This window comes from Paraburkholderia phenazinium, from assembly GCF_900141745.1.
GTDB lineage: Bacteria > Pseudomonadota > Gammaproteobacteria > Burkholderiales > Burkholderiaceae > Paraburkholderia > Paraburkholderia phenazinium_B.
Genome location: NZ_FSRM01000001.1, coordinates 3,826,768 through 3,853,236 on the forward strand (window position 1 = coordinate 3,826,768; position 26,469 = coordinate 3,853,236).

At 62.0% G+C, this 26,469-nt stretch carries 25 protein-coding genes; 14 read left to right on the forward strand and 11 right to left on the reverse strand.

Annotated elements, in window-relative coordinates:
• Nucleotides 1-110: 110 nt before the first annotated feature.
• The 8 genes from BUS06_RS17140 (at nt 111) to rng (ending at nt 7,522) form a co-directional block, all read left to right on the forward strand.
• The gene (locus tag BUS06_RS17140) at nt 111-839 is read left to right on the forward strand and encodes a YebC/PmpR family DNA-binding transcriptional regulator (RefSeq protein WP_074265346.1); all 729 of its coding nucleotides are present in this window, start codon (nt 111-113) and stop codon (nt 837-839) included.
• A gap of 276 nt (nt 840-1,115) precedes the next feature.
• A complete protein-coding gene (purD, locus tag BUS06_RS17145; protein ID WP_074265347.1) occupies nt 1,116-2,393 on the forward strand; it encodes a phosphoribosylamine--glycine ligase in 1,278 nt (425 codons plus the stop codon).
• 61 nt (nt 2,394-2,454) lie between these two features.
• Nucleotides 2,455-3,378 carry an oxygen-dependent coproporphyrinogen oxidase gene (gene hemF, locus BUS06_RS17150; protein WP_074265348.1) on the forward strand — a complete coding sequence of 308 codons (924 nt, stop codon included), beginning with the start codon at nt 2,455-2,457 and terminating at the stop codon, nt 3,376-3,378.
• Between the two features lie 100 nt (nt 3,379-3,478).
• Entirely contained in the window at nt 3,479-4,186 is a 708-nt protein-coding gene (locus BUS06_RS17155) for a nicotinate-nucleotide adenylyltransferase (RefSeq protein ID WP_254368910.1), read from the forward strand.
• A 4-nt stretch (nt 4,187-4,190) separates the two neighbouring features.
• Nucleotides 4,191-4,640, forward strand: coding sequence for a ribosome silencing factor (gene rsfS, locus BUS06_RS17160; protein WP_074265350.1), 450 nt, complete (start codon nt 4,191-4,193; stop codon nt 4,638-4,640).
• 93 nt (nt 4,641-4,733) lie between these two features.
• The gene (gene rlmH / locus BUS06_RS17165; RefSeq protein WP_074265351.1) at nt 4,734-5,204 is read left to right on the forward strand and encodes a 23S rRNA (pseudouridine(1915)-N(3))-methyltransferase RlmH; all 471 of its coding nucleotides are present in this window, start codon (nt 4,734-4,736) and stop codon (nt 5,202-5,204) included.
• Nucleotides 5,205-5,413: 209 nt separating this feature from the next.
• Nucleotides 5,414-6,043 carry a Maf family protein gene (locus tag BUS06_RS17170; protein WP_074265352.1) on the forward strand — a complete coding sequence of 210 codons (630 nt, stop codon included), beginning with the start codon at nt 5,414-5,416 and terminating at the stop codon, nt 6,041-6,043.
• 9 nt (nt 6,044-6,052) lie between these two features.
• Nucleotides 6,053-7,522, forward strand: coding sequence for a ribonuclease G (gene rng, locus BUS06_RS17175; RefSeq protein WP_074265353.1), 1,470 nt, complete (start codon nt 6,053-6,055; stop codon nt 7,520-7,522).
• A gap of 32 nt (nt 7,523-7,554) precedes the next feature.
• Here the strand turns inward: rng and BUS06_RS17180 are convergent, their stop codons facing one another.
• Together BUS06_RS17180 and BUS06_RS17185 are read right to left on the reverse strand one after the other, a co-directional pair.
• On the reverse strand, nt 7,555-9,363 hold the full coding sequence (locus tag BUS06_RS17180) for a chloride channel protein (RefSeq protein WP_074265354.1): 1,809 nt from the start codon (nt 9,361-9,363) through the stop codon (nt 7,555-7,557).
• 2 nt (nt 9,364-9,365) lie between these two features.
• Nucleotides 9,366-9,782 carry a MarR family winged helix-turn-helix transcriptional regulator gene (locus BUS06_RS17185; protein WP_074265355.1) on the reverse strand — a complete coding sequence of 139 codons (417 nt, stop codon included), beginning with the start codon at nt 9,780-9,782 and terminating at the stop codon, nt 9,366-9,368.
• Nucleotides 9,783-10,102: 320 nt separating this feature from the next.
• Here BUS06_RS17185 and BUS06_RS17195 point away from each other — a divergent pair, with 320 nt between their 5' ends.
• Entirely contained in the window at nt 10,103-10,837 is a 735-nt protein-coding gene (locus BUS06_RS17195) for a response regulator (protein WP_074265357.1), read from the forward strand.
• A 150-nt stretch (nt 10,838-10,987) separates the two neighbouring features.
• Here BUS06_RS17195 and BUS06_RS17200 read toward each other — a convergent pair whose 3' ends face one another.
• Nucleotides 10,988-11,254 (reverse strand): hypothetical protein, encoded by a 267-nt coding sequence (locus BUS06_RS17200; RefSeq protein ID WP_074265358.1) that lies wholly within the window; start codon nt 11,252-11,254, stop codon nt 10,988-10,990.
• A gap of 250 nt (nt 11,255-11,504) precedes the next feature.
• On the opposite strand from BUS06_RS17200, the gene BUS06_RS17205 reads away from it, so the two are divergent.
• The 3 genes from BUS06_RS17205 (at nt 11,505) to BUS06_RS17215 (ending at nt 14,219) form a co-directional block, all read left to right on the forward strand.
• Nucleotides 11,505-12,038 carry an arsenate reductase ArsC gene (locus tag BUS06_RS17205; RefSeq protein WP_083611448.1) on the forward strand — a complete coding sequence of 178 codons (534 nt, stop codon included), beginning with the start codon at nt 11,505-11,507 and terminating at the stop codon, nt 12,036-12,038.
• Nucleotides 12,039-12,213: 175 nt separating this feature from the next.
• Complete coding sequence (locus tag BUS06_RS17210; RefSeq protein WP_074266149.1) at nt 12,214-13,098, forward strand: AraC family transcriptional regulator; 885 nt, start codon at nt 12,214-12,216, stop codon at nt 13,096-13,098.
• A 2-nt stretch (nt 13,099-13,100) separates the two neighbouring features.
• Complete coding sequence (locus tag BUS06_RS17215; protein ID WP_074265359.1) at nt 13,101-14,219, forward strand: alpha/beta hydrolase family protein; 1,119 nt, start codon at nt 13,101-13,103, stop codon at nt 14,217-14,219.
• Between the two features lie 142 nt (nt 14,220-14,361).
• Here BUS06_RS17215 and aspS read toward each other — a convergent pair whose 3' ends face one another.
• From aspS to BUS06_RS17235, 4 genes are all read right to left on the reverse strand, one after another.
• Entirely contained in the window at nt 14,362-15,633 is a 1,272-nt protein-coding gene (aspS, locus tag BUS06_RS17220; protein WP_074265360.1) for an aspartate--tRNA(Asn) ligase, read from the reverse strand.
• Nucleotides 15,634-15,923: 290 nt separating this feature from the next.
• Complete coding sequence (locus BUS06_RS17225) at nt 15,924-16,694, reverse strand: ATP-binding cassette domain-containing protein (protein WP_074265361.1); 771 nt, start codon at nt 16,692-16,694, stop codon at nt 15,924-15,926.
• A 12-nt stretch (nt 16,695-16,706) separates the two neighbouring features.
• Nucleotides 16,707-17,696 (reverse strand): ABC transporter permease, encoded by a 990-nt coding sequence (locus BUS06_RS17230; protein WP_074265362.1) that lies wholly within the window; start codon nt 17,694-17,696, stop codon nt 16,707-16,709.
• Nucleotides 17,696-18,793: a sugar ABC transporter substrate-binding protein gene (locus BUS06_RS17235; RefSeq protein ID WP_074265363.1), complete on the reverse strand. Its 1,098-nt coding sequence runs from the start codon at nt 18,791-18,793 to the stop codon at nt 17,696-17,698. The genes BUS06_RS17230 and BUS06_RS17235 overlap by 1 nt, the downstream gene beginning before the upstream one ends.
• Nucleotides 18,794-19,139: 346 nt before the next feature.
• Between BUS06_RS17235 and BUS06_RS17240 the strand changes: the two genes are divergently transcribed.
• Entirely contained in the window at nt 19,140-20,882 is a 1,743-nt protein-coding gene (locus BUS06_RS17240) for an IlvD/Edd family dehydratase (protein WP_074265364.1), read from the forward strand.
• A 101-nt stretch (nt 20,883-20,983) separates the two neighbouring features.
• On the opposite strand, the gene BUS06_RS17245 is transcribed toward BUS06_RS17240, so the two are convergent.
• On the reverse strand, nt 20,984-21,712 hold the full coding sequence (locus BUS06_RS17245; protein WP_074265365.1) for a FadR/GntR family transcriptional regulator: 729 nt from the start codon (nt 21,710-21,712) through the stop codon (nt 20,984-20,986).
• A 207-nt stretch (nt 21,713-21,919) separates the two neighbouring features.
• Complete coding sequence (locus BUS06_RS17250) at nt 21,920-22,483, reverse strand: GNAT family N-acetyltransferase (RefSeq protein WP_074265366.1); 564 nt, start codon at nt 22,481-22,483, stop codon at nt 21,920-21,922.
• An 84-nt stretch (nt 22,484-22,567) separates the two neighbouring features.
• On the opposite strand from BUS06_RS17250, the gene BUS06_RS17255 reads away from it, so the two are divergent.
• On the forward strand, nt 22,568-23,077 hold the full coding sequence (locus tag BUS06_RS17255; protein ID WP_074265367.1) for a dihydrofolate reductase: 510 nt from the start codon (nt 22,568-22,570) through the stop codon (nt 23,075-23,077).
• 98 nt (nt 23,078-23,175) lie between these two features.
• Here BUS06_RS17255 and BUS06_RS17260 read toward each other — a convergent pair whose 3' ends face one another.
• Nucleotides 23,176-24,531, reverse strand: coding sequence for an MFS transporter (locus tag BUS06_RS17260; RefSeq protein WP_074265368.1), 1,356 nt, complete (start codon nt 24,529-24,531; stop codon nt 23,176-23,178).
• Between the two features lie 258 nt (nt 24,532-24,789).
• A complete protein-coding gene (locus BUS06_RS17265; protein ID WP_074265369.1) occupies nt 24,790-26,469 on the reverse strand; it encodes an ATP-binding protein in 1,680 nt (559 codons plus the stop codon).

Sequence of the window (26,469 nt, forward strand, 5' to 3'; positions counted from 1 at the left end):
GCGGTCCGGCAGCGCGGTTTGACATCGAGGCGCGCCTTCCCAAGCGCCCGACATCGCAACGACAATTGCACTATGCGTGCGCCCCGCAGGCGCGCGCGACGGAGAAAGGTATGGCGGGTCATTCGAAATGGGCCAACATCAAGCATAAAAAAGCAGCGACCGATGCCAAGCGCGGCAAGATCTGGACGCGGCTCATCAAGGAAATTCAAGTCGCTGCCCGCATGGGCGGAGGCGAAATCGACACGAACCCGCGTCTGCGGCTCGCCGTCGAAAAGGCGTATGACGCCAACATGCCGAAAGACAACGTCAATCGCGCCATCCAGCGTGGCGTTGGCGGCGTCGACGGCGCAAGCTACGAAGAAATCCGCTACGAAGGCTACGGCATCGGCGGCGCGGCAGTGATCGTCGACACCATGACGGACAACCGCATCCGCACCGTCGCGGAAGTGCGTCACGCGTTCTCCAAGAACGGCGGCAATATGGGCACGGACGGCTCGGTGGCGTTCATGTTCGATCACGTCGGCCAGTTCCTGTTCGCGCCGGGCACGCCCGAAGACAAGCTGATGGAAGCAGCCCTTGAAGCCGGCGCCGACGACGTGGTGACGAACGAGGACGGCAGTATCGAAGTGCTGTGCCCGCCGAACGATTTCCCGAAGGTGAAGACTGCGCTCGAAGCCGCCGGCTTCAAGGCGGAACTGGCTGAGGTGACGATGAAACCTCAGACGGAAGTGGAGTTCACCGGCGACGACGCGGTGAAGATGCAAAAGCTGCTCGACGCACTCGAAAATCTGGACGACGTGCAGGAAGTCTATACAAACGCTGCCATCGCCGGCGAATGAGCGCCGCGCGGGCGCGCCATGCGTGGCGCCCGCAGGCTGTCGCGGCGCGTAGCACGCGTCTTGCATGAAGTCCTTTGCCGGTGCTGTCGGTCGCTGAGTCCCGCTGTCTGCCGTCTTTGCTTTGCCAACGTTTTTTGCAAACCAGCTGCACGTCAGGCGTCTTTTTGTGCCGGCGTCACAGGTTAGCCGTTCGCCTTGTGCGAACCTTGTGGTTATTCACGGTCGGCGCCGCCAATGCGCCGGTCGTTCATGGTTTTTAAGTCTTCGGGGAATCACATGAAGTTACTCGTCGTCGGGTCCGGCGGTCGCGAACATGCGCTCGCATGGAAGCTCGCGCAATCGCCGCGAGTCCAGCTCGTCTACGTGGCACCTGGCAACGGCGGCACCGCCCAGGACGAGCGTCTGCGCAACGTCGACATCACCGAGCCGGCTGCGCTCGCCGATTTCGTCGAGAAGGAACAGATCGCCTTCACGCTGGTGGGGCCGGAAGGGCCGCTCGCAGCGGGCATCGTCAATCTGTTCCGCTCGCGCGGCCTGAAGATTTTCGGGCCCACGAAGGAAGCTGCGCAGCTCGAAAGCTCGAAAGACTTCGCCAAGGCGTTCATGAAGCGTCATGCGATCCCGACGGCCGAATACGAAACCTTCGCAGATGTCGCTGCCGCCCACGCCTACCTCGACACCAAGGGTGCGCCGATCGTCATCAAGGCCGACGGCCTCGCCGCCGGCAAGGGCGTGGTGGTCGCGCTGACGCTCGAAGAAGCGCACGCCGCGGTCGACATGATGCTGTCGGACAACAAGCTTGGCGATGCCGGCGCACGCGTCGTGATCGAAGAATTCCTCGCTGGCGAAGAGGCGAGTTTCATCGTGATGGTGGACGGCAAGCATGTGCTGCCGCTCGCCTCGAGCCAGGACCACAAGCGGCTGCTCGACGGCGATCAGGGCCCGAATACGGGCGGCATGGGCGCCTATTCGCCCGCGCCGATCGTCACGCCGCAACTGCATGCCCGCGTGATGCGCGAAATCATTCTGCCGACCGTGCAGGGCATGGAGAAGGAAGGCATCCGCTTCACCGGTTTCCTGTATGCGGGCCTGATGATCGACGCCCACGGCAACCCGAAGACGCTCGAATTCAACTGCCGCATGGGCGACCCCGAAACACAGCCGATCATGGCGCGTCTGAAGGGCGACTACTCGAAGGTGGTGGAGCAGGCGATCGCCGGCACGCTCGACACGGTCGAACTGGAATGGGATCGCCGCACCGCGCTCGGCGTGGTGTTGGCTGCGCACAACTATCCGGACAGCCCGCGCAAGGGCGACCGGATCAGCGATATTCCGGCCGAGACCGACGATTCGGTAACGTTCCACGCCGGCACCACGCTGGCCGACGGCAAGCTGACCACCTCGGGCGGCCGGGTGCTGTGCGTGGTGGGGCTGGCGGATTCGGTGCGCAGCGCGCAATCTGTGGCCTACGAGACGATCAACCAGATTTCGTTCGACGGCATGCAATATCGTCACGACATCGGCTATCGTGCGCTGAACCGCAAACATAGCTGAGCCACAGCGCAACCCGACGAACCCGCGGCGCGCCCTGCGCGCCGCCCCAGCACCTGCATTCATGACGGATTCGAACTACGACGTACAGGCTGTACGTAGCTGGCTGCAAGGCCTGCAGACGCACATCGCCGAGACGCTCGGCGCGTTCGACGGCACCCCGTTCGCCACCGACGCATGGCAGCGCGCCCCCGGCGAGAAGCTGCGCGGGGGCGGCATCACGCGGATTCTGGAAGGCGGCCAGTTCTTCGAGCGCGCCGGAATCGGCTTCTCCGACGTCGCCGGCGACGCACTGCCGGGCTCGGCAAGCGCCGCCCGCCCGCAGCTCGCCGGACGCGGTTTCGAAGCGATGGGCGTGTCGCTCGTGCTGCACCCGCACAATCCGTACTGCCCGACCGTGCATATGAACGTGCGCCTGCTGATCGCCACCAAGGCAGGCGAAGCACCGGTGTTCTGGTTCGGCGGCGGCATGGATCTGACGCCGTACTATGGCTTCGAGGAAGATGCACAGCATTTCCACGGCGTCTGCCGCGACGCGCTGCAGCCTTATGGCACCGAGCTGTATCCGCGCTTCAAGCTCTGGTGCGACGAGTATTTCTTCCTCAAGCACCGCAACGAAGCGCGTGGTATCGGCGGGATTTTCTTCGACGATTTCTCGGAGCCGGGCTTCGAACAATCGTTCGCGATGCTGAAAAGCGTGGGTGACGGGTTCCTCAAAGCGTACCTGCCGATCATCGAAAAGCGCCGCAACATTCCGTACGGCGAGGCCGAACGCGAATTCCAGGCATACCGGCGTGGCCGCTATGTTGAGTTCAACCTGGTCTTCGACCGTGGCACACTGTTTGGGCTACAGAGCGGCGGACGCACCGAGTCGATCCTGATGTCGATGCCGCCTGTGGTGAACTGGCGCTACAACTGGCAGCCGGAGCCCGGCACGCCCGAAGCACGCCTTTACAGCGATTTCCTCGTGCCGCGCGAGTGGGTCTGAAGAGCACTGAACGCATCGATGCGCACCAAGGGCCACTGAAGGCCTGGGCTACCCGCCGGCCTCGCCGCCCGCTGGCGCCGTCACGACAAAGGATTCTCACCTGAACGCGAACGCTCACCCTGTTGCCCTGCCCCGCCGGATCGGCCTGCTGGGCGGCACCTTCGACCCGATTCACGACGGCCATCTGGCGCTTGCGCGCCGCTTCGCCGAGGTGCTGCAGCTCACCGAGCTGGTGCTGCTGCCAGCCGGCCAGCCCTGGCAGAAGCCGGACGTCTCGCCGGCCGCCGACCGCCTGGCGATGACCCGAGCCGCAGCCGGCTCGCTGGAGCTACCGGGCGTAAAGGTGAGCGTCGCCACCGACGAGATCGAACACGACGGCCCCACCTACACGGTGGAGACGCTGCAACGCTGGCGCGAGAAGGAAGGTTCGCAGGCATCGCTGTCGCTGCTGATCGGCGCCGACCAGCTCGTGCGGCTCGATACCTGGCGCGAGTGGCACCGTTTGTTCGAGTTCGCGCATATCTGCGCGTCGACCCGCCCCGGCTTCGAGCTCGCCTCGATCCCGCCGCCGGTCACCGCCGAAATCGCCGCACGCCAGGCTGACGCCAGCGTGCTGCAAGCAACACCCAGTGGTCATCTGCTGATCGATACCACGCTGGCCTTCGACGTTTCGGCCACCGATATCCGCGCGCATCTGCGCGAACGTCTAGCTCAGCATGCCGGCGGCCAGCAACAGAACGAGGCCGCGAGCCATGTCCCCACCGCGGTGTGGGACTATATTCTTCAACACCATCTGTACCACCGGTAACCCCATGGATATTCGCAAACTACAACGCACGATCGTCGACGCCCTTGAAGACGTGAAAGCGCAAGACATCAAGGTGTTCAACACCAGCCATCTGACCGGACTGTTCGACCGCGTGATCGTCGCCTCCGGCACCTCGAACCGTCAGACCAAGGCGCTCGCCTCCAGCGTGCGTGAAAAGGTCAAGGAAAACGGCGGTGAAATCATCAGCACGGAAGGTGAAGACGTGGGCGAATGGGTGCTGGTCGATTGCGGCGACGCGGTCGTGCACATCCTGCAACCGGCGCTGCGCCAGTACTACAACCTCGAAGAAATCTGGGGCGACAAGCCCGTGCGCATCAAGCTGACGAGCTCGAGCCCGTTCGGCGGCGCCAGCGCCAGCGAGCCGCTCGATGAAGACGAAGAGGACGAACCGGCCGCCAAGCCGGCTCGCAAGACGCCGGCGCGCCGTCGATAAGTACGTGGATGAGCACGAGAGCGGTTTGCTGTACGTAACGTTGACCGTCCGTCAGCGATTACATCCGCGAGTGCGTCCGCAATCACATCCGTAATGAAACTGCACATCCTCGCCGTCGGCCACAAGATGCCGGACTGGATCGCCACCGGCTTCGACGAGTACGCGAAGCGCATACCGCCCGAGCTGCGTATCGAGTTGCGCGAGATCAAGCCCGAACAGCGATCGTCGGGGCGTCCCGCCGAGAGCGTGATGGCGGCGGAGCGGTTGAAGATCGAAGCCGCGTTGCCGAAGAACGCGCGCATTGTCGCGCTCGACGAACGCGGCAAGGACTGGACCACCATGCAGTTCGCCGCCGCGCTGCCCGGCTGGCAGCAGGACGGACGCGACGTGGCGTTCCTGATCGGCGGCGCCGATGGACTCGACCCCGATCTCAAGGCGCGCGCCGACATGCTGTTGCGCGTCTCCAGCCTGACGCTGCCGCACGCCATGGTGCGTGTGCTGCTTGCCGAACAGCTTTACCGCGCGTGGACCATCACGCAAAATCACCCCTATCACCGCGTGTGAGCGGCTGAGGTAAGCGCCTACGGCTGTCCGGACATTCCGGCGCGCCTTTTGTTTAGTCGCTTGCGTCTTGCGTATATGCCACCTGCGCGCCGCGGTCATACGCGCTTTTCCGAATGTGCCTTTGATGTGCCCGGTAAATGCGCGCCATTCGCGTATGCCGTACGCTGTTCACGCGCGACCTCAACACCCATGCCCAACTGAGACCCTTTATGGCAACGCCCGCTGCTGCACTCCATTCGTTCGTCTATCTCGCCTCCCAAAGTCCGCGCCGTCAGGAGCTGCTGCAACAGCTAGGCGTGCGCTACGAGCTGCTGCTGCCCCGCCCCGACGAAGACGCCGAAGCGCTCGAAGCCGAGTTGCCCGGCGAGCTTGCACACGACTACGTAGTGCGCGTGTGCCAGGCGAAAGCGCAAGCGGCACGTGCGCGCCTGGTCGCGGGTGCTCATGTGTCTGCGCCGATCCTCGTTGCGGACACAACCGTCACGATCGATGACGCGATTCTCGGCAAGCCCACCGATGCCGACGACGCGCTCGCCATGCTCACGCGCCTCGCCGGACGCGAACACGAGGTGCTGACGGCGCTGGCCGTCGTCGATGCGAACGGGGCGCTGCTGCCGGCTGCGTTGTCGGTATCGCGCGTGCGTTTTGCTGCAGTGCAGGCGGGCGCCCTGCAACACTATGTGGACAGCGGCGAGCCGTTCGGCAAGGCAGGAGCGTACGGCGTACAGGGGCGTGCCGCGGAGTTTATCGAACGTATCGAAGGGTCCTATTCAGGTATCATGGGTTTGCCTCTTTTTGAAACCGCTGCACTCCTGCGTGCGGCGCGCATCGACTTCTAGAACAACACCATGAATGAAGAAATCCTGATCAATGTCACGCCGCAGGAAACGCGCGTCGCGCTGGTCCAGCAAGGCGCCGTCCAGGAACTTCACGTCGAACGCACACTGTCGCGCGGACGCGTCGGCAACGTCTATCTCGGCAAGGTCGTTCGCGTGTTGCCGGGCATGCAATCCGCTTTTATCGATATAGGCCTCGAGCGCGCAGCGTTCCTGCACGTGGCGGACATCTGGCATCCGCGCCTCGCGGGCGAACCTCAGCATCAGGCGCCGCATCAGCCGATCGAAAAGATCGTCTTCGAAGGTCAGACCTTGATGGTCCAGGTCGTCAAAGATCCGATTGGCACCAAGGGCGCGCGGCTGTCCACGCAGGTCAGTATCGCGGGGCGCACACTCGTTTATCTGCCGCAGGAACCGCATATCGGGATTTCGCAGAAGATCGAAAGCGAAGCAGAACGCGAAGCGATTCGCGCCCGGCTGACTGCCGTGTTGCCCGCTGACGAGAAAGGCGGCTACATCGTGCGCACGATCGCCGAGGACTCCACCAGCGAGGAACTGGCCAGCGACGTGGCATATCTGCGCAAGACGTGGACGACGATTCTCTCGCAGGGTCAGCGGATGCCGCCGACGAGCCTGCTGTATCAGGATCTGAATCTGGCTCAACGCGTGCTGCGCGATTTTGTAAACGACGAGACCTCGCGTATTCAGGTCGATTCGCGCGAGACGTTCCAGATGCTCTCCGATTTCGCGGCGGAATTTACGCCTGCGGTGTCATCGAAGCTGCATCACTACGCGGGCGAACGGCCGCTCTACGATCTCTACAACATCGAGACCGAAATTCAACGGGCATTGTCGCGGCGCGTGGATCTGAAGTCGGGCGGGTATCTCGTCATCGATCAAACTGAAGCAATGACGACCATCGACGTGAACACCGGTGGCTACGTCGGCGCGCGTAACTTCGACGATACGATTTTCAAAACCAACCTCGAAGCTGCGCATACGATCGCGCGGCAATTGCGCCTGCGCAATCTGGGCGGCGTGATCATCATCGACTTCATCGACATGGAGAACGTCGAGCATCGCGACCAGGTGTTGGGTGAACTGAAGAAGGCGCTGTCGCGCGATCGCACGCGGGTGACGGTCAACGGGTTTTCGCAGCTTGGGCTCGTGGAGATGACGCGTAAGCGAACTCGCGAGTCGCTGGCGCATGTGCTTTGCGAACCGTGTCCGGTGTGTCAGGGTAAGGGGCAGGTCAAGACCGCACGGACCGTTTGCTACGACGTGCTGCGCGAGATTCTGCGTGAGTCGCGACAGTTCAATCCGCGTGAGTTTCGCGTGGTGGCTTCGCAGCAGGTGATTGATCTATTCCTCGAGGAGGAGTCGCAACATTTGGCGATGCTGATCGATTTCATCGGCAAGCCGGTGTCGCTGCAGGTGGAGTCGAATTTGAGCCAGGAGCAGTACGACATTGTGCTGATGTAGTTCAAAGTAGTTCATATTCCAGAAGTTTCAATTCATCCCGTCCGCCGCACTGGCGGAAAACGCTTCGCACTGCGGTTAAACATCACGCGGCGGAACCGCTCTCTCTTGTGTTCGTCTTCGAAATGCGCGAGAGACGGCTTGATCAGATCGCTTCGCGAGACGATCCCGACCAGACGGAGCGTCTGCCTGTCGGCAACTACGGGCAAACGTTCGAGACCATGGACTGCGAGCCGCGTCGCGACCAGCCTGCAGGTTTCATCGGGCAACGCAACAATCGGCGCGTTTGCGCTCAACAGATCGGCAAGGCGCGCATCGGACGCCTGGGCGGCCCCTGCGGTCCCCTTGTCACGAAACCGCTCTAGCGCCGCGCGATCTACCATGCCGGTCACTACACCGTCCTTGAGCGCCGGATAGGCTCGATGCGTTTGCGTGGTGCCGAAGAATGTCGTCAGCGCCTCGCTCACCGACAGGTTGGCGTCGATCGTCTCGACGGACCGGGACATCACCTCATCGACGTAGTGGCGTTCGAGCGGATCGACACCATATTCCCGGTAGATGTGGTATCCGCGGCGAGCGATCTTCTCCGTCATGATGGAGCGCCGCATGACCGCGGTCGCAAAGCCGTGTGCCACGAGCGTAGCGGCGAGGAGCGGCAACAACGCGTTGCTATCGTGCGTCAGGCCAAACGCAAACACGATTGCCGTGAGCGGCGCACCAAGCGTTGCACCGAGTGTCGCTGCCATGCAAACGAGCGGCCACAGCGCTGGTTCGCCGCCTGGCAGCACGTGGCCAAGCACGGTGCCAAGTCCTGCACCCAACATGAGCAGCGGAGCGAGTACCCCGCCCGACGTGCCGGAGCCCAGCGCAACCACCCAGATAATGGCCTTCACAACCAGAATGGCGATAGCGACCTGCAGCACGACATGCTGATGCAGCAGGTCTCCGATCACGTCGTAGCCCACGCCAAGCGCGCGAGGTTCGAGAAATCCGCCGATCCCCACCACAAGGCCGCCGAGCGCGGGCCACCACATCCAGTGAACAGGCAGCTTGCCGAACAGGTCTTCGGTCTTGTACAAAGCAGCGGACAGGCCGGAGGCTAGCGCCCCGCTCAACAGGCCGGCAATCACGCATGACACGAGCGAGAGCGCGCCAGGAGGCGCCGTTTCGAGGGGAAACAGCGGACCTGTACCGAAGAATGCCGCACGCGCAAAGCCCGCGACTGCACACGCCAGTGCAACCGGCAAGAAGCTGCGCGGCCGCCATTCGAACAACAGCAGTTCAACCGCCAGCAGCACGGCGGCCACGGGCGTCCCGAAGACTGCTGTCATACCGGCAGCCGCACCGGCCACCAGCAGCGTTTTGCGTTCCGCCGACGTCACCTTCACGCACTGCGCGATCAGCGAACCGAGTGCACCGCCTGTCATGATGATCGGGCCTTCGGCACCAAACGGGCCGCCGCTGCCGATCACGATGCCGGACGACAGCGGCTTGAGAATCGCGACTTTCGGTGACATGCGGCTCTTGCCGAACAGGATGGCTTCGATTGCTTCCGGAATACCGTGGCCGCGGATTTTCTCCGAACCGTAGCGCGCCATGAGACCCACGATCAGGCCACCCACCACCGGTATCGCGATTACCCAGCCACCGAGCGTGTTCAGTGCCGGCGATCGATCCGCGAAAGAGAACGCACCGAAGAAAAACAGATTCGTGAACAGGTGAATCAGGCTCAGCAGCACAAACGCCGCGAGCGTGCTGAGCGCGCCAATTGCGGCCGCTAGCAGGGAAATTCCAGGAAGCCGCGCGTTGGATGAGAAGTCGCGCTTATGCGTATTGTGGTTCATGGTTACTCAACGTCGATCTGGGGAACCTTGAAGGCGCCCTTGAGGGATTTCAATTCGGCACGATGCATTTCCGCCAGACGGGAGAGCACCTGCTCGCCCGCTTTCAGCAGATGAACCTCGACCTGGCGGCGATCGGTGTCGCTGATCTTGCGCCGGACGAGATCGAGCGCCTCACAACGGGACACCAGGGCGACCACGCCGTGGTGCTGCGACTGGAGCCGTTCCGCGAGTTCGCCGATGGTCGCCCAGTCGCGCTCCGGATAGCCCTTGATATGCAGCAGCAACAGGTACTGCAAAGGGGTGATGCCTTCGCCCTGCGCGGCCTGCTCGGAAAATCGCTCGAAGCGGCGCATCTGGTAGCGAAACTCGGACAGTTGCTCGAAGTTCGTCTTGGTCAAACCGCGCGCGAGTGTTTTCATCGGAGTCCCGAAGGAAAATGCAAAAACCAAATTATATCACTTTGTGATACTTAGGCCCGCAATCGGATCCGCCACCGTAATCATCCCGGTGAGTCGCTCCTCGACAATGCCCAGCAAGGCACCGAGGCACGATCTCAGGCGCTCCGACCGGGAAGAAAGCTTCTTGTCAGAAAGTGCCGCCTCGTTCGCGAGAATCCCCGCCCGTGCGCTGCGCAAAAAAATCTCCTCGCAGCGACGGATTCCACGCTCCCAGCCGTTTAAGCATCAAAGGCACTCCTGCAAGTCGACGCGCCAGCCCACTCCGTACGAGCTCAAACGCCATGACCATTCGAATTCTTCTCGTTGATGACGATCCAGAACTGCGCACCCTGCTATGCGACTACCTGGGACGCCAGGGCATCGAAATCTCGACGCTGCACGACGCGGGTGCGCTGCAACACTGGCTCGAAAGAGACCGGCCGGACGTGATCGTCCTCGACGTGCTGATGCCGGGCGTGGATGGGCTAACCGCGCTGGGGCGCCTGCGTGCCTCAGGCGACGATATCCCCGTGATCCTGCTGACCGGACGTTCCGATGACATCGACCGGATCGTCGGACTTGAAATGGGTGCGGACGATTACATCGGCAAGCCGTTTAACCCGCGTGAACTGATCGCACGCGTAGAAGCCATCTTGCGGCGGCGTCGCGTGGCGTTGTCACCCACTGCGCTGGAACACCGCGAACCATTCCGCTTTGGACGCTTCACGCTCGATTTCGAGTCTCGCACCCTGAAAGCCGCAGACCGCTCGCAGATCCTGTCGGCCACCGAATTCGCCATGCTCAAGGTTTTCATCAATCATGCAATGCGCACGCTCACCCGCGAGCGCCTGATCGACCTGCTGTACGGTCCCGAAGACGAACATACCGATCGCGGCGTCGACGTGCAGGTCTGGCGTCTGCGGCAGATTCTCGAAACCAATCCGTCCTCGCCACGCCTGATTCAAACTGTCCGTGGTCGCGGCTACGTGTTCGTTCCCGACGGTGAGCAACGTGTGCCGCAACGGGAATACGCTTAGGGTCAAGAGCGTCGTAGCCGTAGTCGTAGGTAGCCGTAGCCCTCCGGATGCGAAACCTTAGTAACCCTTAGGATCGACGCAGTACGACCTCACCCGTTTTGCTCTCCTCCGCCAGACAACACCCAGAAGCCAGCCAGACCCGCCAGCCGCTCAATGAAGCCGCCCGCCCGACGGATTGCGCTGCGGCACGCCGCGATAGTGATTTTCGAAAGCCTCGTGCATGCGCCTGAGCAGCACGAGATACGGTTTGCCTTGCTCCGTGGAAACGAGTCGCGCGGCAATGGAATTCGCTTCATCCCATAGCCGTTCGAATTTTTCTCGTGCTACGGTAATGGGTAACCTCGAGGCCATGAGGTCCGTGAAATCGTTTTCGATCGCCTCCGGCGGGCGAGCCGGTTTTGCCGGGATGTCAGGCATGGGATGGTTCACCGAACACGTTTTAAGTGCTTTCCGAGCGTTAGCGGGCTGCTGCCCGCGCCCGGAGAAGCGGCTCGAATGAACCACGAGAGCGGAACAGCAGAAAAAACAGCAAATCCGGGATGACAGTTTCGATGCAGCGCCAGTCGAAGCGAGCCTGCCTTACCAGTCATTGTAGTGTCACATAAGTGCAAGACTCGATTGGCAGAATCCCGGTCACAATGAAAATACAGGCAACGGGGCAAAGAGGGTGACCAGAAAATATAAGGTGCTGTTTCTCTGTCGTGAGAACTCAGCACGCAGCATCATTGCAGAGGCTCTGCTGCGCGAGCTGGCGGGCCATCGGTTCGAGGTATTCAGCGCGGGATCCGATCCCGCTGCACGGGTTCATGCGCTGGCGATTGCGCAACTGCGCCCGGGTATCTCCGAGCTCGGCCTGCTCAATCCCAAGAGCTGGCTCGAATTCACCGGCGAATGGGCGCCGCACATGGATCTGATCGTCGCGCTGGACGAGCGGGTCGCCGAACACCATGCGCCGGTGTTTCCGGGCAAACCCCTATTTGTCAGCTGGGAGTTTGCGGACCCTCTGGCGGAAGGAATGACGCCAGAGGAGCGCGCCCGGTCGTTCGAAAAGGTCTTCTGGCAGATCGTGCAGCGCGTGACGCTGTTCATGGAGTTGCCCCGGTACGCATTGTCCGAGGCTCCGTCCGCGCTGCCCGAGGCGCCCGCCGGCATGGTGGACGAAGGGGTCGCGCGCGAGCCGGACATCGTCTGTCCTGGCTGAAGCAACCGGACGCTCAGCTGCACACTCCGGTTGCGCGCCGCACAAAGCCCATCGTTTCAGCCACTTGCGCCGCTTGCCCGCGAATTGTCCACAGCCTTATGAACGGTTTGTGTGGACAAAATTCAGCAAGCTCTGCACCGCCATCAGGCAGCGGACGGACTATGCTACGGCCATCATGAAGCCCAGCACCGAACGCGATTACCACCGGCGGATCGCCCGCGTCATCGAGGCGATCCTGGCAGACCCAGGCGCGCCCCACAACGTGGAGAGCCTCGCCGCGCTCGCGCATCTGTCGCCGTACCACTTCCACCGGATCTACCGTGCCCTGACCGGCGAAAGCATCGTCGAGACCGTTCAGCGGGTGCGGCTCGCGCGGGCGGCCCACCGCCTGACCGTGGCAGACGATTCGGTGACCACCGTCGCGGGGGCCGTGGGCTACGACAGCCCGCAAGCGTTCGCGAGAGCTTTCCGCGGCTTCACGGGTGTCAGCCCCAGCGCATTCCAGACGCGCCAGCGACGCCTGACTGTATCGCCGGCAGACGGATCTGAAGCCGCAGACGACGATGCATCTGCGACGCATGCCGACGTAACGTTCTACGAGCTCGTCGAACTCGTAGAACTCGCGCCGCTCGATCTGCTTTGTCTGCGGCACGAGGGTCCCGCCGCCACCATCAGCCAGACCTTCAGGACGCTATGGCAAATGCTGGGCTGCAGCGCCGACTGGGCGCTGGCTCAAGGCACGATCGGCATGAGTACCGGTGACCCCGAGGAGGATGGCGATTTCCGCTACCTCGCCGGCGTCGTTCCGGCTGCGGCAATGGAGGCGAGCGGCCAAGTCGAAGCCGTGCGGATCGAAGGCGGTCTGTATGCGGCCCACCGGCTCGTGGGTCCTTATGCGCTGATCGCACCGACCTTTCGGGCACTGTTCGGCGGCTGGCTGCCACGCAGCGGCTACGAACCCGACGACCGGCCCGCTCTCGAGTTCTATCGCAGCCGGCCCTCGCCCGACAGGCAGCACGAATACGTCACCGACCTCATGATTCCTATCCGCAAGGAGTGACCATGCTTCGCCTGTTTCTCTGCGCCCTCAAGTTCGTTGCACTCGTCGCTGCATGCGAAAGCGCCGCCGCTCTCGCCGCAGATAGCGGCAACGCTGTGCCCTATCACGTCGGCGCCGCCGTGCGTGTCTTTCACCCTGACGTTGCGCGCAACTGGCGTGGTGCGCACACCGAAGCGCTCGTGACAAGAATCTGGTATCCGGTCGACCCTGCCATACCTGAAACGCCTCATGCGATGGGTGATTCACCCTTCCAGGCGCACCCTTTTGCGAGCGGCGCGCCGCTGTCGCCCGCTCACGCCCGATACCCGCTTCTGGTGTTGTCGCACGGCACTGGCGGGACCGCCGAAACGCTCGACTGGCTCGCCTCCGCGCTTGCCGCAAACGGCTATATCGTGGCTGGCGTCAATCATCCGGGCAATAACGCACTTGAACCGGTGACCCTGGATGGCTTTCTGCTGTGGTGGGAGCGAGCCACCGACCTGAGCGAAGTGCTCGACGGCATGCTCGACGATCCGGTACTGGGTGCCCGTATCGACACGACCCGCATCGGCGCGGTGGGCTTTTCGCTCGGCGGCTATACCGTGCTCGAACTGGCCGGCGCACGAACGGACCTCAAACGATTCCAGGACTTCTGCGCGTCGCCCGCTGCCGACGCCATCTGCCATCCGCCCGAAATGAAGCGTCTTCCTGACGGCCCAGTGAAACCGGCGAGCTTCTCGCCCGCGACAATCGCATCCATGGCACGCTCCGGCGACTCGTATCGCGACGCTCGCATCAAGGCCGTGTTTGCGATCGCTCCCGCCCTGGGCGAGGCTTTCGGCACGGACGCCTTCGCAGGCGTCGACATCCCCATCTCGCTGACGGCGGGCACCAATGATCCGATCGCCCCGATTGCGACCAACATTCAGCGTATCGCCAGCCTCATGCCAAATGCGAAAGTCAGCATGGTGCCGGGTGCCTTGCATAACACCTTCCTGGATACCTGCATACCGGCGCTGGCTGATCAGGCCGCTGCAATCTGCAACGACGGGCCGGGGGTAGACCGTGACGCCGTCCATGCACAGACAGTCGAACGGGCGCTTGCGTTTTTCAAGGATGCCTTGCCCGCCAACGCGCAATGACGTGGAACGACTCCGCCAAGGCGTCGTCCGCGCCGTTCGTACAGCCTCTGCGATCCGTTTTATGCGCGGCCGCGCAACATCATCAATCCATTCGCATAACGAAGCATATATCCGAACGGGGAACCTATGCTCCGCACTGCTGTTACGGCACGAGCCGTTCCGGATCTCGCGGCACAAACGCCGCTTCCTTCACGTTCGACAACCCCAGCAATCTGGCGATCACCCGGTCGACGCCCAGGCCAAAGCCACCGTGCGGCGGACAACCGTAGCGAAAGTTGTCGAGATAATGCGTGATGGAAGCCAGTTCGACACCCTTCTCAGTAGCCTGCTCACATAAGACCTCGTACCGATGCTCGCGCACCGCTCCGGTCGTAATCTCAATCCCTTTGAAAATCAGATCAAAGCTCTTCGTGGTGTTTTGCTCGCGGTCCCACGCATGATAGAAAGGGCGCCTGGCGATCGGATAGTCGCTCACGAAGATGAGGTCGCTACCCAGCAGCTTGTGCAGCATGCTCTCGCCTTCATCCGGCAGGTCTTGCGCGGGACCGAGACTCATACCGTGGGCCGAGAGGATCTCCTTGGCTTCGCTCAGCGTGAGATACCTGACACTCGGCGCAAGCGGCAAGTCGACGCCGAACAGCGCTTTGACGTCTTCAGAAAACGGTTCGAGTTTCGCAAACGCATAACTCAGCATCTGCTCCTCGAACGCCATGACCTGAGCTGTTTCGAAAGCCCACGCGAATTCGACATCGAGGCCGGTGAACTCGGTCATATGGCGGCTGCTGCGGCTCTCCTCCGCGCGGAACACGGGACCGATCTCGAAGACGCCTTCGAGACCCGACGCAATCCCCATCTGCTTATAGAACTGCGGCGATTGAGCGAGAAACGCCTGCGTCTCGAAGTAGTCGACACGAAACACCTGGGCACCGCTCTCGCTGGCGTTGCCCATCAGCTTCGGCGTGTGCAACTCGGTAAAGCCGTGGCTCAGGGCGAACTCGCGGCACGCGAATTCGAACGCGCTGCGCAAGCGCAGCATCAGTTGCCACTTCGGCGCCTTCAGGTCCACCACACGAAAGTTGAAGCGCAGATCGACACTGCTCGCCTCGGTAACCGGATAAGGCTGCGCCTTGGAAAAAATCTCCACGGACTGTACCTGAATTTCCACGCCGTAAGTCTTGCTCTGCGTGGCAGCAACGATCCGTCCCGTCGTGGCGAAAGTCGAACCCACCAACAACTGCCCCACTTGCGGATGCTCCGCGACAGACGACTTGTCGACGACAAGCTGAATCTTCCCGGTCACATCATGAGCAAGCAGGAACTGCAGGTTTTTCTGGTCCCTCAGCACATCCAGCGTGAGATACAGCGTGACGACTTCACCCACATGGTGCTTCAGGTCTTCAACTAAGGTCCTCATGGTCTTCTGCCTTGATGAAAAGCGCGCGGAAATAAAAAAAGGCACTCAGTTTCGTGAGTGCCTTTGGCTTGACGGTGCTTATTTTTCAACAGACAAATAATCTCCTGTCACCCAAAGGCGACAAATTATTATTCAGGCTGAGACGGCTAAAACGGCACATGGTCTGGAGAAAAATAGTCAACGTGGCGGATCGAATGTCGGCTTGCCTGCGCCAGATTCACGTGCGAAGAACAGGCCGACCGCAGCTAAGGTAACAAAGTTTGGGCAAAAGCGCAAAGCGGCCACGCGGATCACTGCTCGGCCGCACGCATGGCCCGGTACTCCCGCCGCACGATATCCATCAATTCTGCGACCGAGGTGCTGGCCGCTTCCTTCTCGTACGTGACGCGGCCACGCTGCATCAGCATGACGCGGTCTGCGATATCGAGCGTCTGCGCGTAGTTGTGCATGATCATCACGATCGAGAGGCCGCCCTTCTCCTTCAGGCGCAACACGAGATCGATGATCAGGCCGGCCTCGCGCGCGCCCATTGCGGCGAGCGGCTCGTCGAGCAGGAGGATCTTCGCATTGGAGTTCACAGCGCGCGCCACAGCAATCGCCTGCCGCTGTCCGCCGGAAAGCTGCTCGACCGGCAAGTCGACGGAAGGGATCCGCACGCCGATCTCCTCGAGACATTCCGCCGCGCGATTACGCATCGCGCGGTTGTTCAACAGGCGGAATGGACCGGGATAGATGATCTCGCGGTTCAGGAACATGTTGTGGTAGATGCTCAGCGAATTCGCCAGCGCCAGATCCTGATAGACGCATTCGATGCCGAGCGCGCGCGCATGATCCACCGAGCGCAGCAACGTTTCCTCGCCGCCAATAAACAGCTTGCCGGTGGTCTGCTGATGAAAGCCGGTGAGTATCTTGATCAGCGTCGATTTGCCGGCGCCGTTGTCGCCGAGCACGCCGAGAATTTCTCCCTGCTTGAGCGTTAGCGACACACCATCGAGCGCGGTAACCGCACCGAAGCGTTTGACGATCTCTTCGCCGCGCAGCGCATACGCCAATTCGGACATCACGACTCTCCCTTACTTACGCGCGAGACGCACGACGTGGATGTTGAAGATCATCGCGCCGAGAATCGCAGCGCCAAGAATCATGTTGAAGGTGAAGGCGTTGATGCCGATCAGCGTGAAGCCGTCGTTCAGAATGCCCAGCACCGCTGCGCCGATCAGGCCGCCGATGATCGTACCCGACCCACCCGCGAGCGGCGTCCCGCCGATCACCGCCGCAGCCACCGCGAGGAACATGATCTGGTTGCCGCCGGCCTGCGGATCGATCGAGGTGATGCGAAAGCCTTCGAGAATCCCGGTAAAGCCGGCCAGCACCGCCGCGATAATGAAGTTGCCGAGCTTCAACCGCTTCACGTTGATACCCGCTTCGCTCGAACCTAATGGATTCGCTCCGGACGCAATCGTATGCAAGCCCCAGCGCGTATTGCGCAAAAGTACATGCATGATCATCGCGATCCCGACGGTCCAGATGATCTCGCTGTACCCCCAGGCGCCCATGAAGGAGGCGAAGCCTTCGCCCTCCGGCGTGGACACCGGTGTGCCGCGCGAGATCGTCAGCGTGAGACCGTTGATGAAGAACAGCGTGCCAAGCGTCGTCACGAACGAGGGAATGCGCAGATAGACCGTGACGGCCCCGTTGATAAGCCCTACCACCCCAGCGGCGGCCACGCCCACGATCAACGCAATCCAGGTCGGCGCCCCCGCCTCGTGCACAAAGTGCATGATGAACGGTGCAAAGGCGAACACCATGCCGGCAGAGAGATCGATCTCGCCGCCAATCATCAACATGATTTCGCCGCACGCGATAATCGCCACCGGCGCGATGAACTGCGACAGGTTCTCGAGGCTCGCGCTGGTCAGCAGAAAGTCGTGATTCGCGATCTCGAAGTAGGCGGCCAGAATCAGCGCGACCGCCAGAATGCGAATCTCGCTGGAGCGTCCTATCGCGCCAGGCCAGCGCCTGGCGCGACCACTGGATTTCGTCGCGTCTGTCACAGATGACATTACGACTTGATCCCGCCGCTATGCGGCACGATTTGCGGCTTGGTGCTCTTGCCTTCGTAACGCGTTTCGGTGTTCAGATACGGATCGACCGTGCCCTTGGTGACGAACTTCAGGCCGGAGTTGACGTTGGCCGGTCCGACGAGGCCACCCGAGGCGAGGAACGTAAACGCTTCCACCACGGTATAAAAGCCTTGCACGTAGGGCTGCTGATCAATCGTGAAGTCGAGGAAGCCGTCGTGAATCAGCTGCACCGTGCGCGGCAAAAGGTCGAAGCCACCGCCATGCACACCCTTGGCCGGCAGGTTCGATTCCTTCATCACCTCGGCCACACCTTGCGTGCTGCCCGCATCGACCGCGAACATGCCCTTCACATCCTGGTGTCCAAGATAGAACGACTTGATCTTCGAGAGTTCTTCGTTGACCGTAGCGCCCGTTGCAATCGTCTGCACGTCGATCTTCTTGCCGGACTTCTTGATCGCGTCCGATGCACCGTCCAGCCGGGGCTGGATGTTCAGCTGCCCTGGCGTGGCGATAAAGAGTGCGACAGTGCCGCTGTCGACCAGGCTGGCGATGCGCTCGCCCATCTGATAACCCGACAGGTACAGGTCCTGACCAATGTACGCGAGGCGCGGATTGGTGCTGCCGCGTGGCGCATCCGCGTTGTAGGCGAACACCGGAATGCCGGCATCCAGCGCTTTCTGGATCGGACCATCGAACGCCTTCGGATCGACGATCGGCACCGCGATAGCATCGGCCTTGGCGGCAATCGCTGCGTTCATCGCATTGACCATCTCGCCGACGTCGGCGTTCGCGGAACCCGTCCACTGATAATCCATTCCCAACAATCCACAGGCGTCCTCAATACCGTACTGGGTCGGTACGAAGAACGGATTGGTTGTAACGTGATTAACGAAGACAATCTTCCACTTCTTGTGCGAAGGGAACGGCGACCCTTCAGCTGCGAATGCCGGCGTCGATACACCGCCAAGCATTGCCATCGCTGCTGCCAGCCCCGCGCCTTGCAGCAAACCACGTCGCGTGGTCTGTATTACTTCGTCCCGTGCTTCACCCTTCTGGTCTTCCCGCTCCTCGGCCATATCAGTCTCCCGTCTCTCAGTTGTTCAACACGCACTGTTCATGACGACGCCGGCCGGGAAAGCGCCTTTGCCGGGCACTACCACGTACAACGAAACCCGCTTGCTCAAGCGCTTAAGGTTCCGCATCAAGGTCCACGGAAAATGCTATATCACGTGCCTGCACCCCATAATCGATGTATACCCTTAACTAGTCGGACTATTCCCCGGCATGCGCTGTACTAAACAATGGCCGGCACTACGTGCTCGCCTTAAACCCAAAGTTTGCGCATCCTGAACGCCAGGTAGACACCGATACTCCATGCGGCGGGAATAGTATTACTATCATTAAAGACTACGGAGACGCCCCATGACGGAAGCCAAACGCACGCTACGTTCAGCCCAATGGTTCGGCACAGCCGACAAGAACGGCTTCATGTACCGCAGCTGGATGAAAAACCAGGGGATTCCCGATCACGAGTTTCAAGGCAAACCGATCATCGGCATTTGCAATACGTGGTCCGAACTGACGCCGTGCAACGCACACTTCCGCAAGCTTGCAGAACATGTGAAGCTCGGGGTGTTCGAAGCGGGCGGCTTCCCCGTCGAGTTTCCGGTCTTCTCGAACGGCGAGTCGAACCTGCGGCCCACTGCCATGTTTACGCGCAACCTCGCGAGCATGGACGTGGAAGAGTCGATCCGCGGCAATCCGATCGATGCGGTGGTTTTGCTGGTCGGCTGCGACAAGACCACCCCCGCGCTTCTGATGGGCGCCTCGAGTTGCGATGTGCCCGCCATTGCGGTAACCGGTGGGCCGATGCTCAACGGTAAACACCACGGGCGCGATATCGGCTCCGGCACCGTCGTGTGGCAACTGAGCGAGCAGGTCAAGGCGGGCAAGATCTCGCTGCATGAATTCATGTCTGCGGAAGCCGGCATGTCACGCTCGGCGGGCACCTGCAATACGATGGGCACGGCATCGACGATGGCGTGCATGGCCGAAGCGCTTGGTGTAACGTTGCCGCACAACGCTGCGATTCCTGCCGTGGATGCGCGCCGCTACGTGCTCGCCCATATGTCGGGCATGCGTATCGTGGAGATGGCGCTTGAAGACCTGCGTCTGTCGAAACTGCTAACGCGCGAAGCGTTTGAGAACGCGATTCGAGTGAACGCGGCGATCGGCGGCTCGACCAATGCGGCGATCCATCTGAAGGCGATTGCCGGGCGTATCGGTGTGAACCTCGAACTCGACGACTGGACCCGCATGGGCCGCGGCACGCCGACGCTCGTCGATCTGCAGCCATCGGGTCGCTTCCTGATGGAGGAGTTCTATTACGCAGGCGGCCTGCCCGCGGTCATACGGCGCCTCGGCGAGGCGAACCTGCTGCCGCATCCCACCGCGCTAACCGCCAACGGCAAGACCTTGTGGGACAACTGCAAAGACGCGCCGCTCTATAACGACGAAGTGATCCGTCCGCTGGACAAACCTCTCGTCGCCGACGGCGGACTCTGCGTGCTACGCGGCAATCTCGCGCCGAACGGCGCGGTGCTGAAGCCGTCCGCCGCTACGCCGGCCCTGCTCAAGCATCGCGGCCGCGCCGTTGTGTTCGAAAATTTCGAAGACTACAAGGCACGCATCGGCGATCCCGATCTCGATGTGACCGCAGACTCCGTGCTCGTGATGAAGAATTGCGGGCCGAAGGGTTATCCGGGCATGGCCGAAGTGGGCAACATGGGCTTGCCGCCAAAGCTGCTCGCGCAAGGCGTCACGGACATGGTACGTCTGTCCGATGCCCGCATGAGCGGGACGGCCTACGGCACGGTGGTGTTGCACGTGGCGCCCGAGGCGCGCGCTGGCGGTCCACTCGCCGTGGTGCGAGACGGCGACTGGATCGAAATGGACTGTCACGGCGGCCTTCTACACCTGGATGTGAGCGACGCAGAACTGGCGGCGCGCCTCGACGAATGGAAGCAGGCCAAACAACCGGTCTCCGCCGATGCAAGTGGCTACCGGAACCTGTACGTCGAACACGTATTGCAGGCGGACCAGGGATGCGACTTCGACTTCCTGGTGGGATGCCGGGGTGCGGAAGTGCCGCGGCATTCGCATTGAGCATGCACGCGGGTGGGCACGAAGGTGCGCTGATGCGCGCGGCGCCAGGAGCGGCCGCGTCGCAAGCCTAAAGTGTGTTAGCGGGAAAGCCGTCTGCAGATTCAGGCTGCGTGCCCACGTCCCACTTCGAGGATGCTCTCGGCATCTGCACTCGCATTCTCGAGCTGAACGAGGCTCGCCTGCCGCGCGCCGAGCGGATCACGGCTCTGGATCGCCGTGAGAATCGCCTTATGCCGCGGCAATGACAGCGCATGCGTGTCCGGATGACGGCTTGTCAGCTTGATCGACTCCGAGAGCGCGAGCGACAGCATATTGCCGATATGCGCAAGCAGGTCGTTGTGCGTGGCCGCCATGATGGCGCGATGAAACTCGAGGTCCGGTTCGAGCAACGCGTTGGCGGTTGGCGCGTGCTCCATGCTGTCGTAAGCGGAAGCGATACGGGCCAGATCTTCGCTGGTTGCTGCAGTCGCAGCGAGTGCGGCCGCGGCCGGCTCGATGACGCGGCGCACGGTCAGCAGTGAGCGGAAGAACTCGCCTTCGGGCACGCTGCTCAGTGTCCAGTACAGCACGTCGGGGTCGAGCATGTGCCATTCTTCACGCGGCCTCACGACGCTGCCCACGCGCGGCTTCGACACCACCAGTCCCTTGGCCACCAGTACGCGCGTTGCCTCGCGCAGCACCGGGCGGCTCACGCCATAGCGTTCGCACAACTCGGCTTCGGCAGGCAGGCGCTGTCCCGGCTGAACCTTGCCGCTGACGATAAAGATGCCGAGTTCCTGCACGATGCGGCCATGCAGGCTCTTGCGTTGTTGCAGATGACGATAATCCATATGAAGAGAAAGTGGGCCGTGCTTGTTTTGATCGTGGCGCGGCCGATGCAGCGCGTGAGACGACTCCTGCCCCGTAGCCATGGCGCATCGCGCGGGATTGCCGGTAGCATGTGCGGGACGCATCCAAGCATAACACGCAGGCAGACCGCATTTACGCCGCAGATCAGGCTTCAGACGACTTCCGGCTGCCGGCCCGGATGCGTGGTCTTACGCCGGCGCGCCCGCGGGGCGCGAAGTCGTGGAGAAGACAAGGCAATCCCTCGCTTCTTCGCCGAACGCGGGGAGCAGCAGCCATTTCTTCAAAGTGCCTTCGCACTGCAAACCAAGTTTTTCGAGCACGCGCCTCGACCCCGTGTTCTCAGGATCGCAAACCGTCCAGATGCGCTGGGTGGCCGGGTTCCGCCAGAGCGCGGACAACGCAGCACGCCCCGCCTCGGCCACCAGTCCCTGCCCCCAGAAACGCTCGCCGATTCCGTAATGGATCTCGGTCTTGTGTCCATGCGGAATGACGACAAAGAGGCCAACCGCCTCTTCCTCTGCGCGTGTGCTGATGACCCATGCGAACGACGCCTCATCGCCCCGCTTCCAGGCCGCATCGCACCAGTTACTCAGCATGGACTGGGTGCGAGCAGCATCGGGGTCGGCGCGGCGTTGCAGGAAGCGCGAACAAGCCTGACTGCCGGTGTAGTTGCGAAACAGCACGGCCGCATCGCCTTTTCTGGCGCGGCGCAGATGCAGACGCTCGGTCAATAGCTCAACGCGGTATTCCATCGGCACTCCCGTATGAATAGTGCTCACAACTTAGCACGACGCGGCCGCTAGAATGAAGCCCTGTCCAGATGACGGAAAATAACCATGCTCAACGGAAAGCGAATTTCGATGGTGGCGGCAATGGCAATGAATCGGGTAATCGGCGCGGCCAACGATATTCCATGGAAGGCGCCCGGAGAACAGCGGCGCTTTCGCGAACTGACCGAAGGACATCTGGTGGTGATGGGCCGGCGCACCTATGAGTCGATCGGCCGGCCGCTTCCGAAGCGCGATGTGCTTGTGATCGGCTCGCAGGTGATCGAGGCAGAGCGCGTGTCGACGTGCCACTCGCTCGATGAAGCAGCCAGGATCATCGCGGACGATGCACGCACGGAAATTTTCATCGCGGGTGGCGAACAGATCTACAAGCTGTTCTTGCCCTATGCGGACACGCTCTACCTGACGGAAGTTGCAGTGGAGCCGGGCGGCGACGCGGTGTTTCCAGAGTTGCCGGCCGACTTCGAATGCATCGAGCGGGTGGAAGTCAGCGCCGAACCGGCGTATACGTTCCTGACCTATCAGCGCACGCGCCGTAACGCGGACCAAAGCACCTGATCAAGGCGCCGGATCGAAGCATCGACCTGCCAGTTCAGGTGTCTGCGTCAGGCACCTGAGCCGAGCGAGGTGCCTGCGCAGCCGCTTGTCAAACCCTGCTAGACGTGATGCCCAGCCTCATTCCCGGCAGCCGAAGGTGTTGCTAGCGTTCCCGGCTCGTGCTCCAGCGCCGTGTCGTGATGCAGCAGCAGCACTGCTGCTACGCCCACCAGCCCGGCACCGGACAGACACAGCAGGCCCGCGCCAAAGCCACCCGTACTATCCTTGATCCAGCCCATCGCATACGGTCCGAAGAAACCCGCCAGATTGCCCAGCGAGTTCACCGTAGCAATGCCAGCCGCAGCCGCTGCGCCGGACAGAAACGCCGCCGGCAGCGTCCAGATGATCGGCAAGCAACCAAAAATGCCGAAGCCAGCAATCGACAGCGCGGCCATCTTCAACACCGGGTTATCCAGCCCCGCTGCCGCGCCGATCCCGCCCGCGGCCACCAGCAGCGCAATCGCCACATGCCACTTGCGCTCGAGTTTGCGATCCGAACGCCGCCCCCAGAAGATCATGCTGATCACGCCGACCACATAGGGCAGCGAGGTCACAAAGCCCGTCTGCAGGTTCGTGAGGCCAAACGCCTTGACGATCTGCGGCAAGAAAAAGCTCAGACCGTAATTGGTTGCGTTTGCACCAAAATAGATCAGCGCGATTGCCAGCACGCGCGGGTTGAATAACGCTTCGCGCACGCTGAAACTGCGCACGGCCTCGCGCTTGGAGCGCTCCTGAGCAAGCCGCGTGACGAGCCAGTCGCGCTCCTCGTCTTTGAGCCAGGTAGCCTTGGCGGGCTGGTCGGTCAGATAGAAGAACACCACGATCGACAGCACCAAAGCGGGCGCCGCCTCGAGCAGATACACCCACTGCCACCCTGCCATGCCGCCCATGCCATTGAGACCGAGCAAGGCGCCGGAAATCGGCGATCCAATCACCGTGGACAGCGGAATTGCCGCCATGAAATAGCCGACCACGCGGGCGCGATACATGGCGGGAAACCACAGCGTCAGCAAAAAGATGATGCCTGGGAAAAACCCGGCCTCGGCGATGCCAAGCAGGACGCGCAGCGTGTAGAACACGTGAGCGGGAGACATGCCGGTGTATCTGGAAAGGTCCGGTATGAACGCCATCGCGCCGGCAAGGATGCCCCACGTGAACATGATCCGCGCAATCCAGCGCCGCGCACCGAATTTCTCCAGCAACAGGTTCGACGGCACTTCGAAGAAAAAGTAGGCAATGAAAAAGATCCCGGCGCCGAAGCCAAATGCGCTTGAGGACAGGCCCAGATCCTTGTTCATTTGAAGCGCGGCAAAACCGACGTTGACGCGATCCAGATAAGCGACGAAATAACAGACGACCAGAAACGGTACTAGCCGCGCCGTCACGCGCGCCAGAGTACGGGTCTCAATCTCCATGAATGCTCCCCTTCACGAAACTCGATGCGGATCACCGACGCTTGAGCGGCAATCCGCCCAGGTAGCCAAAGGGTAGTCGCCCGATCGGCACCGGCAAAGGGAATTCTGTTTTGCCGAACGCGCGCCCCGATGCAACCGGCGTCGACCGCATCGATCGGCGCCACCCAGCACAATCGCACACCGGCACACAATTAAGCAGGCAGAGGAAACCCTAATGCGCTGACCACAAAGGCCGCAACGGTTGCCGCCGGCGCCGCGCTATCCGATCAGACTGAGCCGCACCGTTCGCGCCAGTTCGTCGAGTTGGAACGGTTTGCGCAAAATACTGCAGCGCCTTACCGCCAACCGCGAAATATCGACGTCGGCGTATCCTGTCGCGAGAATGACAGGAAGGTCATCTCGCACCTTGCGCGCCGCGGAAATCACATCGATGCCATTCATCCCAGGCATCGCAAAGTCGACCATCAGCAGATCGGGCTTGTCGCTCGCGAGCCGCCCGAGACCCGCCCTGCCGTCCGGCGCCTCGGTAACCACATAGCCGAGCATCTTGAGCGAGTCGACGAGCATGCCACGGACCTCGTTGTCGTCCTCGACGACCAGAATCCGCTTGATGCCCTCCACTTTCTGCTCGACCGCAGAGACTGCTTCGGACTCCGACACGACACGCTCGCGCAATGGCAGCCATAGCTGCACCGTCGTGCCCCGTCCTGGTTCGCTCTCGATACGCGCCGTGCCGCCGGCCTGGCGGGCAATCCCATACACCTGGCTCAAACCGAGCCCGGTACCTTTGCCGATCGGCTTGGTGGTGAAGAACGGATCGAACACGCGTGAAATCACGTCTACCGGAATGCCCATGCCGGTATCGCGGAACTCGGCGACGACATAGTGCCCGTCCGCGAGCGTGGGATCCGGCGCCGTGCGCAGACCGACCTGCACATCGAGTTTGCCGCCGCCCGGCATCGCATCGCGCGCATTGATGGCGAGGTTGAGAATGGCCAGTTCGAGCTGATTGGCGTCCGCTTCGGTCCAGAACTCCTCGGCGTCGAAGTGAGTGGTGAACTGGATCGTCGAACCTAGCGAGACTGTGATGATGTCGCGCATGCCATGCAGCAAGGCCACCACATCCACCGCTTTCAGATCGAAGTTACTCGTGCGCGAGAACGTCAGCAACTGGCCCGTCAGTTTCGCGCCGCGCTCGGTGGCACGTTTCGCGGTCGCGGCCATGGTGCGTACGCGCTCATCGGCGCTCACGCGCGCGATCAATTCCGCGTTCACCATGATGACGTTGAGCAGGTTATTGAAGTCGTGCGCGATGCCACCGGTCAGTTGACCTAACGCTTCCATCTTCTGCGACTGGACCAGCACGGCCTGCACCTTGGCACGCTCGTGAATCTCCTTCATCAGACGGTTGTTCGCAGACGCAAGCTCGTGCGTGCGCGCCGCAATCCTGCTTTCCAGCGAGTCATTGAGCTGAACCAGGGCTTCCTGGGCTTCGATGCGTTGTGCAAGATGCTGGCGCGACTCGTCGAGATGCCGGCGGGAATCGTACTGCCGGATACGCGCACGCAACGACGAAGTCACGGCCCGGCGCAGCGTTTCGGAGTTCAGGGGCCGCTCCAGCACGACCACGTTGCCAAGCCGCTCGAGCACCTCGAGGCTTTGCGCCGAACGCCGCGACACACGGTTGCTGGCGAGCAGGATGATCGGGAAATCGGACCATGCGGGCTGGCTTTCCAGCCAGTCGAACAGCGCGGCGGCCTGCTCACCGCCGAGCGCCTCTTCGGTGATCAGCGCCGTGGCCGCCCCATTGCCCAACTCGGCCGTCAGCGCCTGCGCGTCGGCACACTGGACGCAAGAGCGGCCGTCCCGGGTAAGCAACTCGGAAATCACGTCGGCATCGCGGCCGAACGGGGCCAGAATCAGGACGCGACGCTCCAT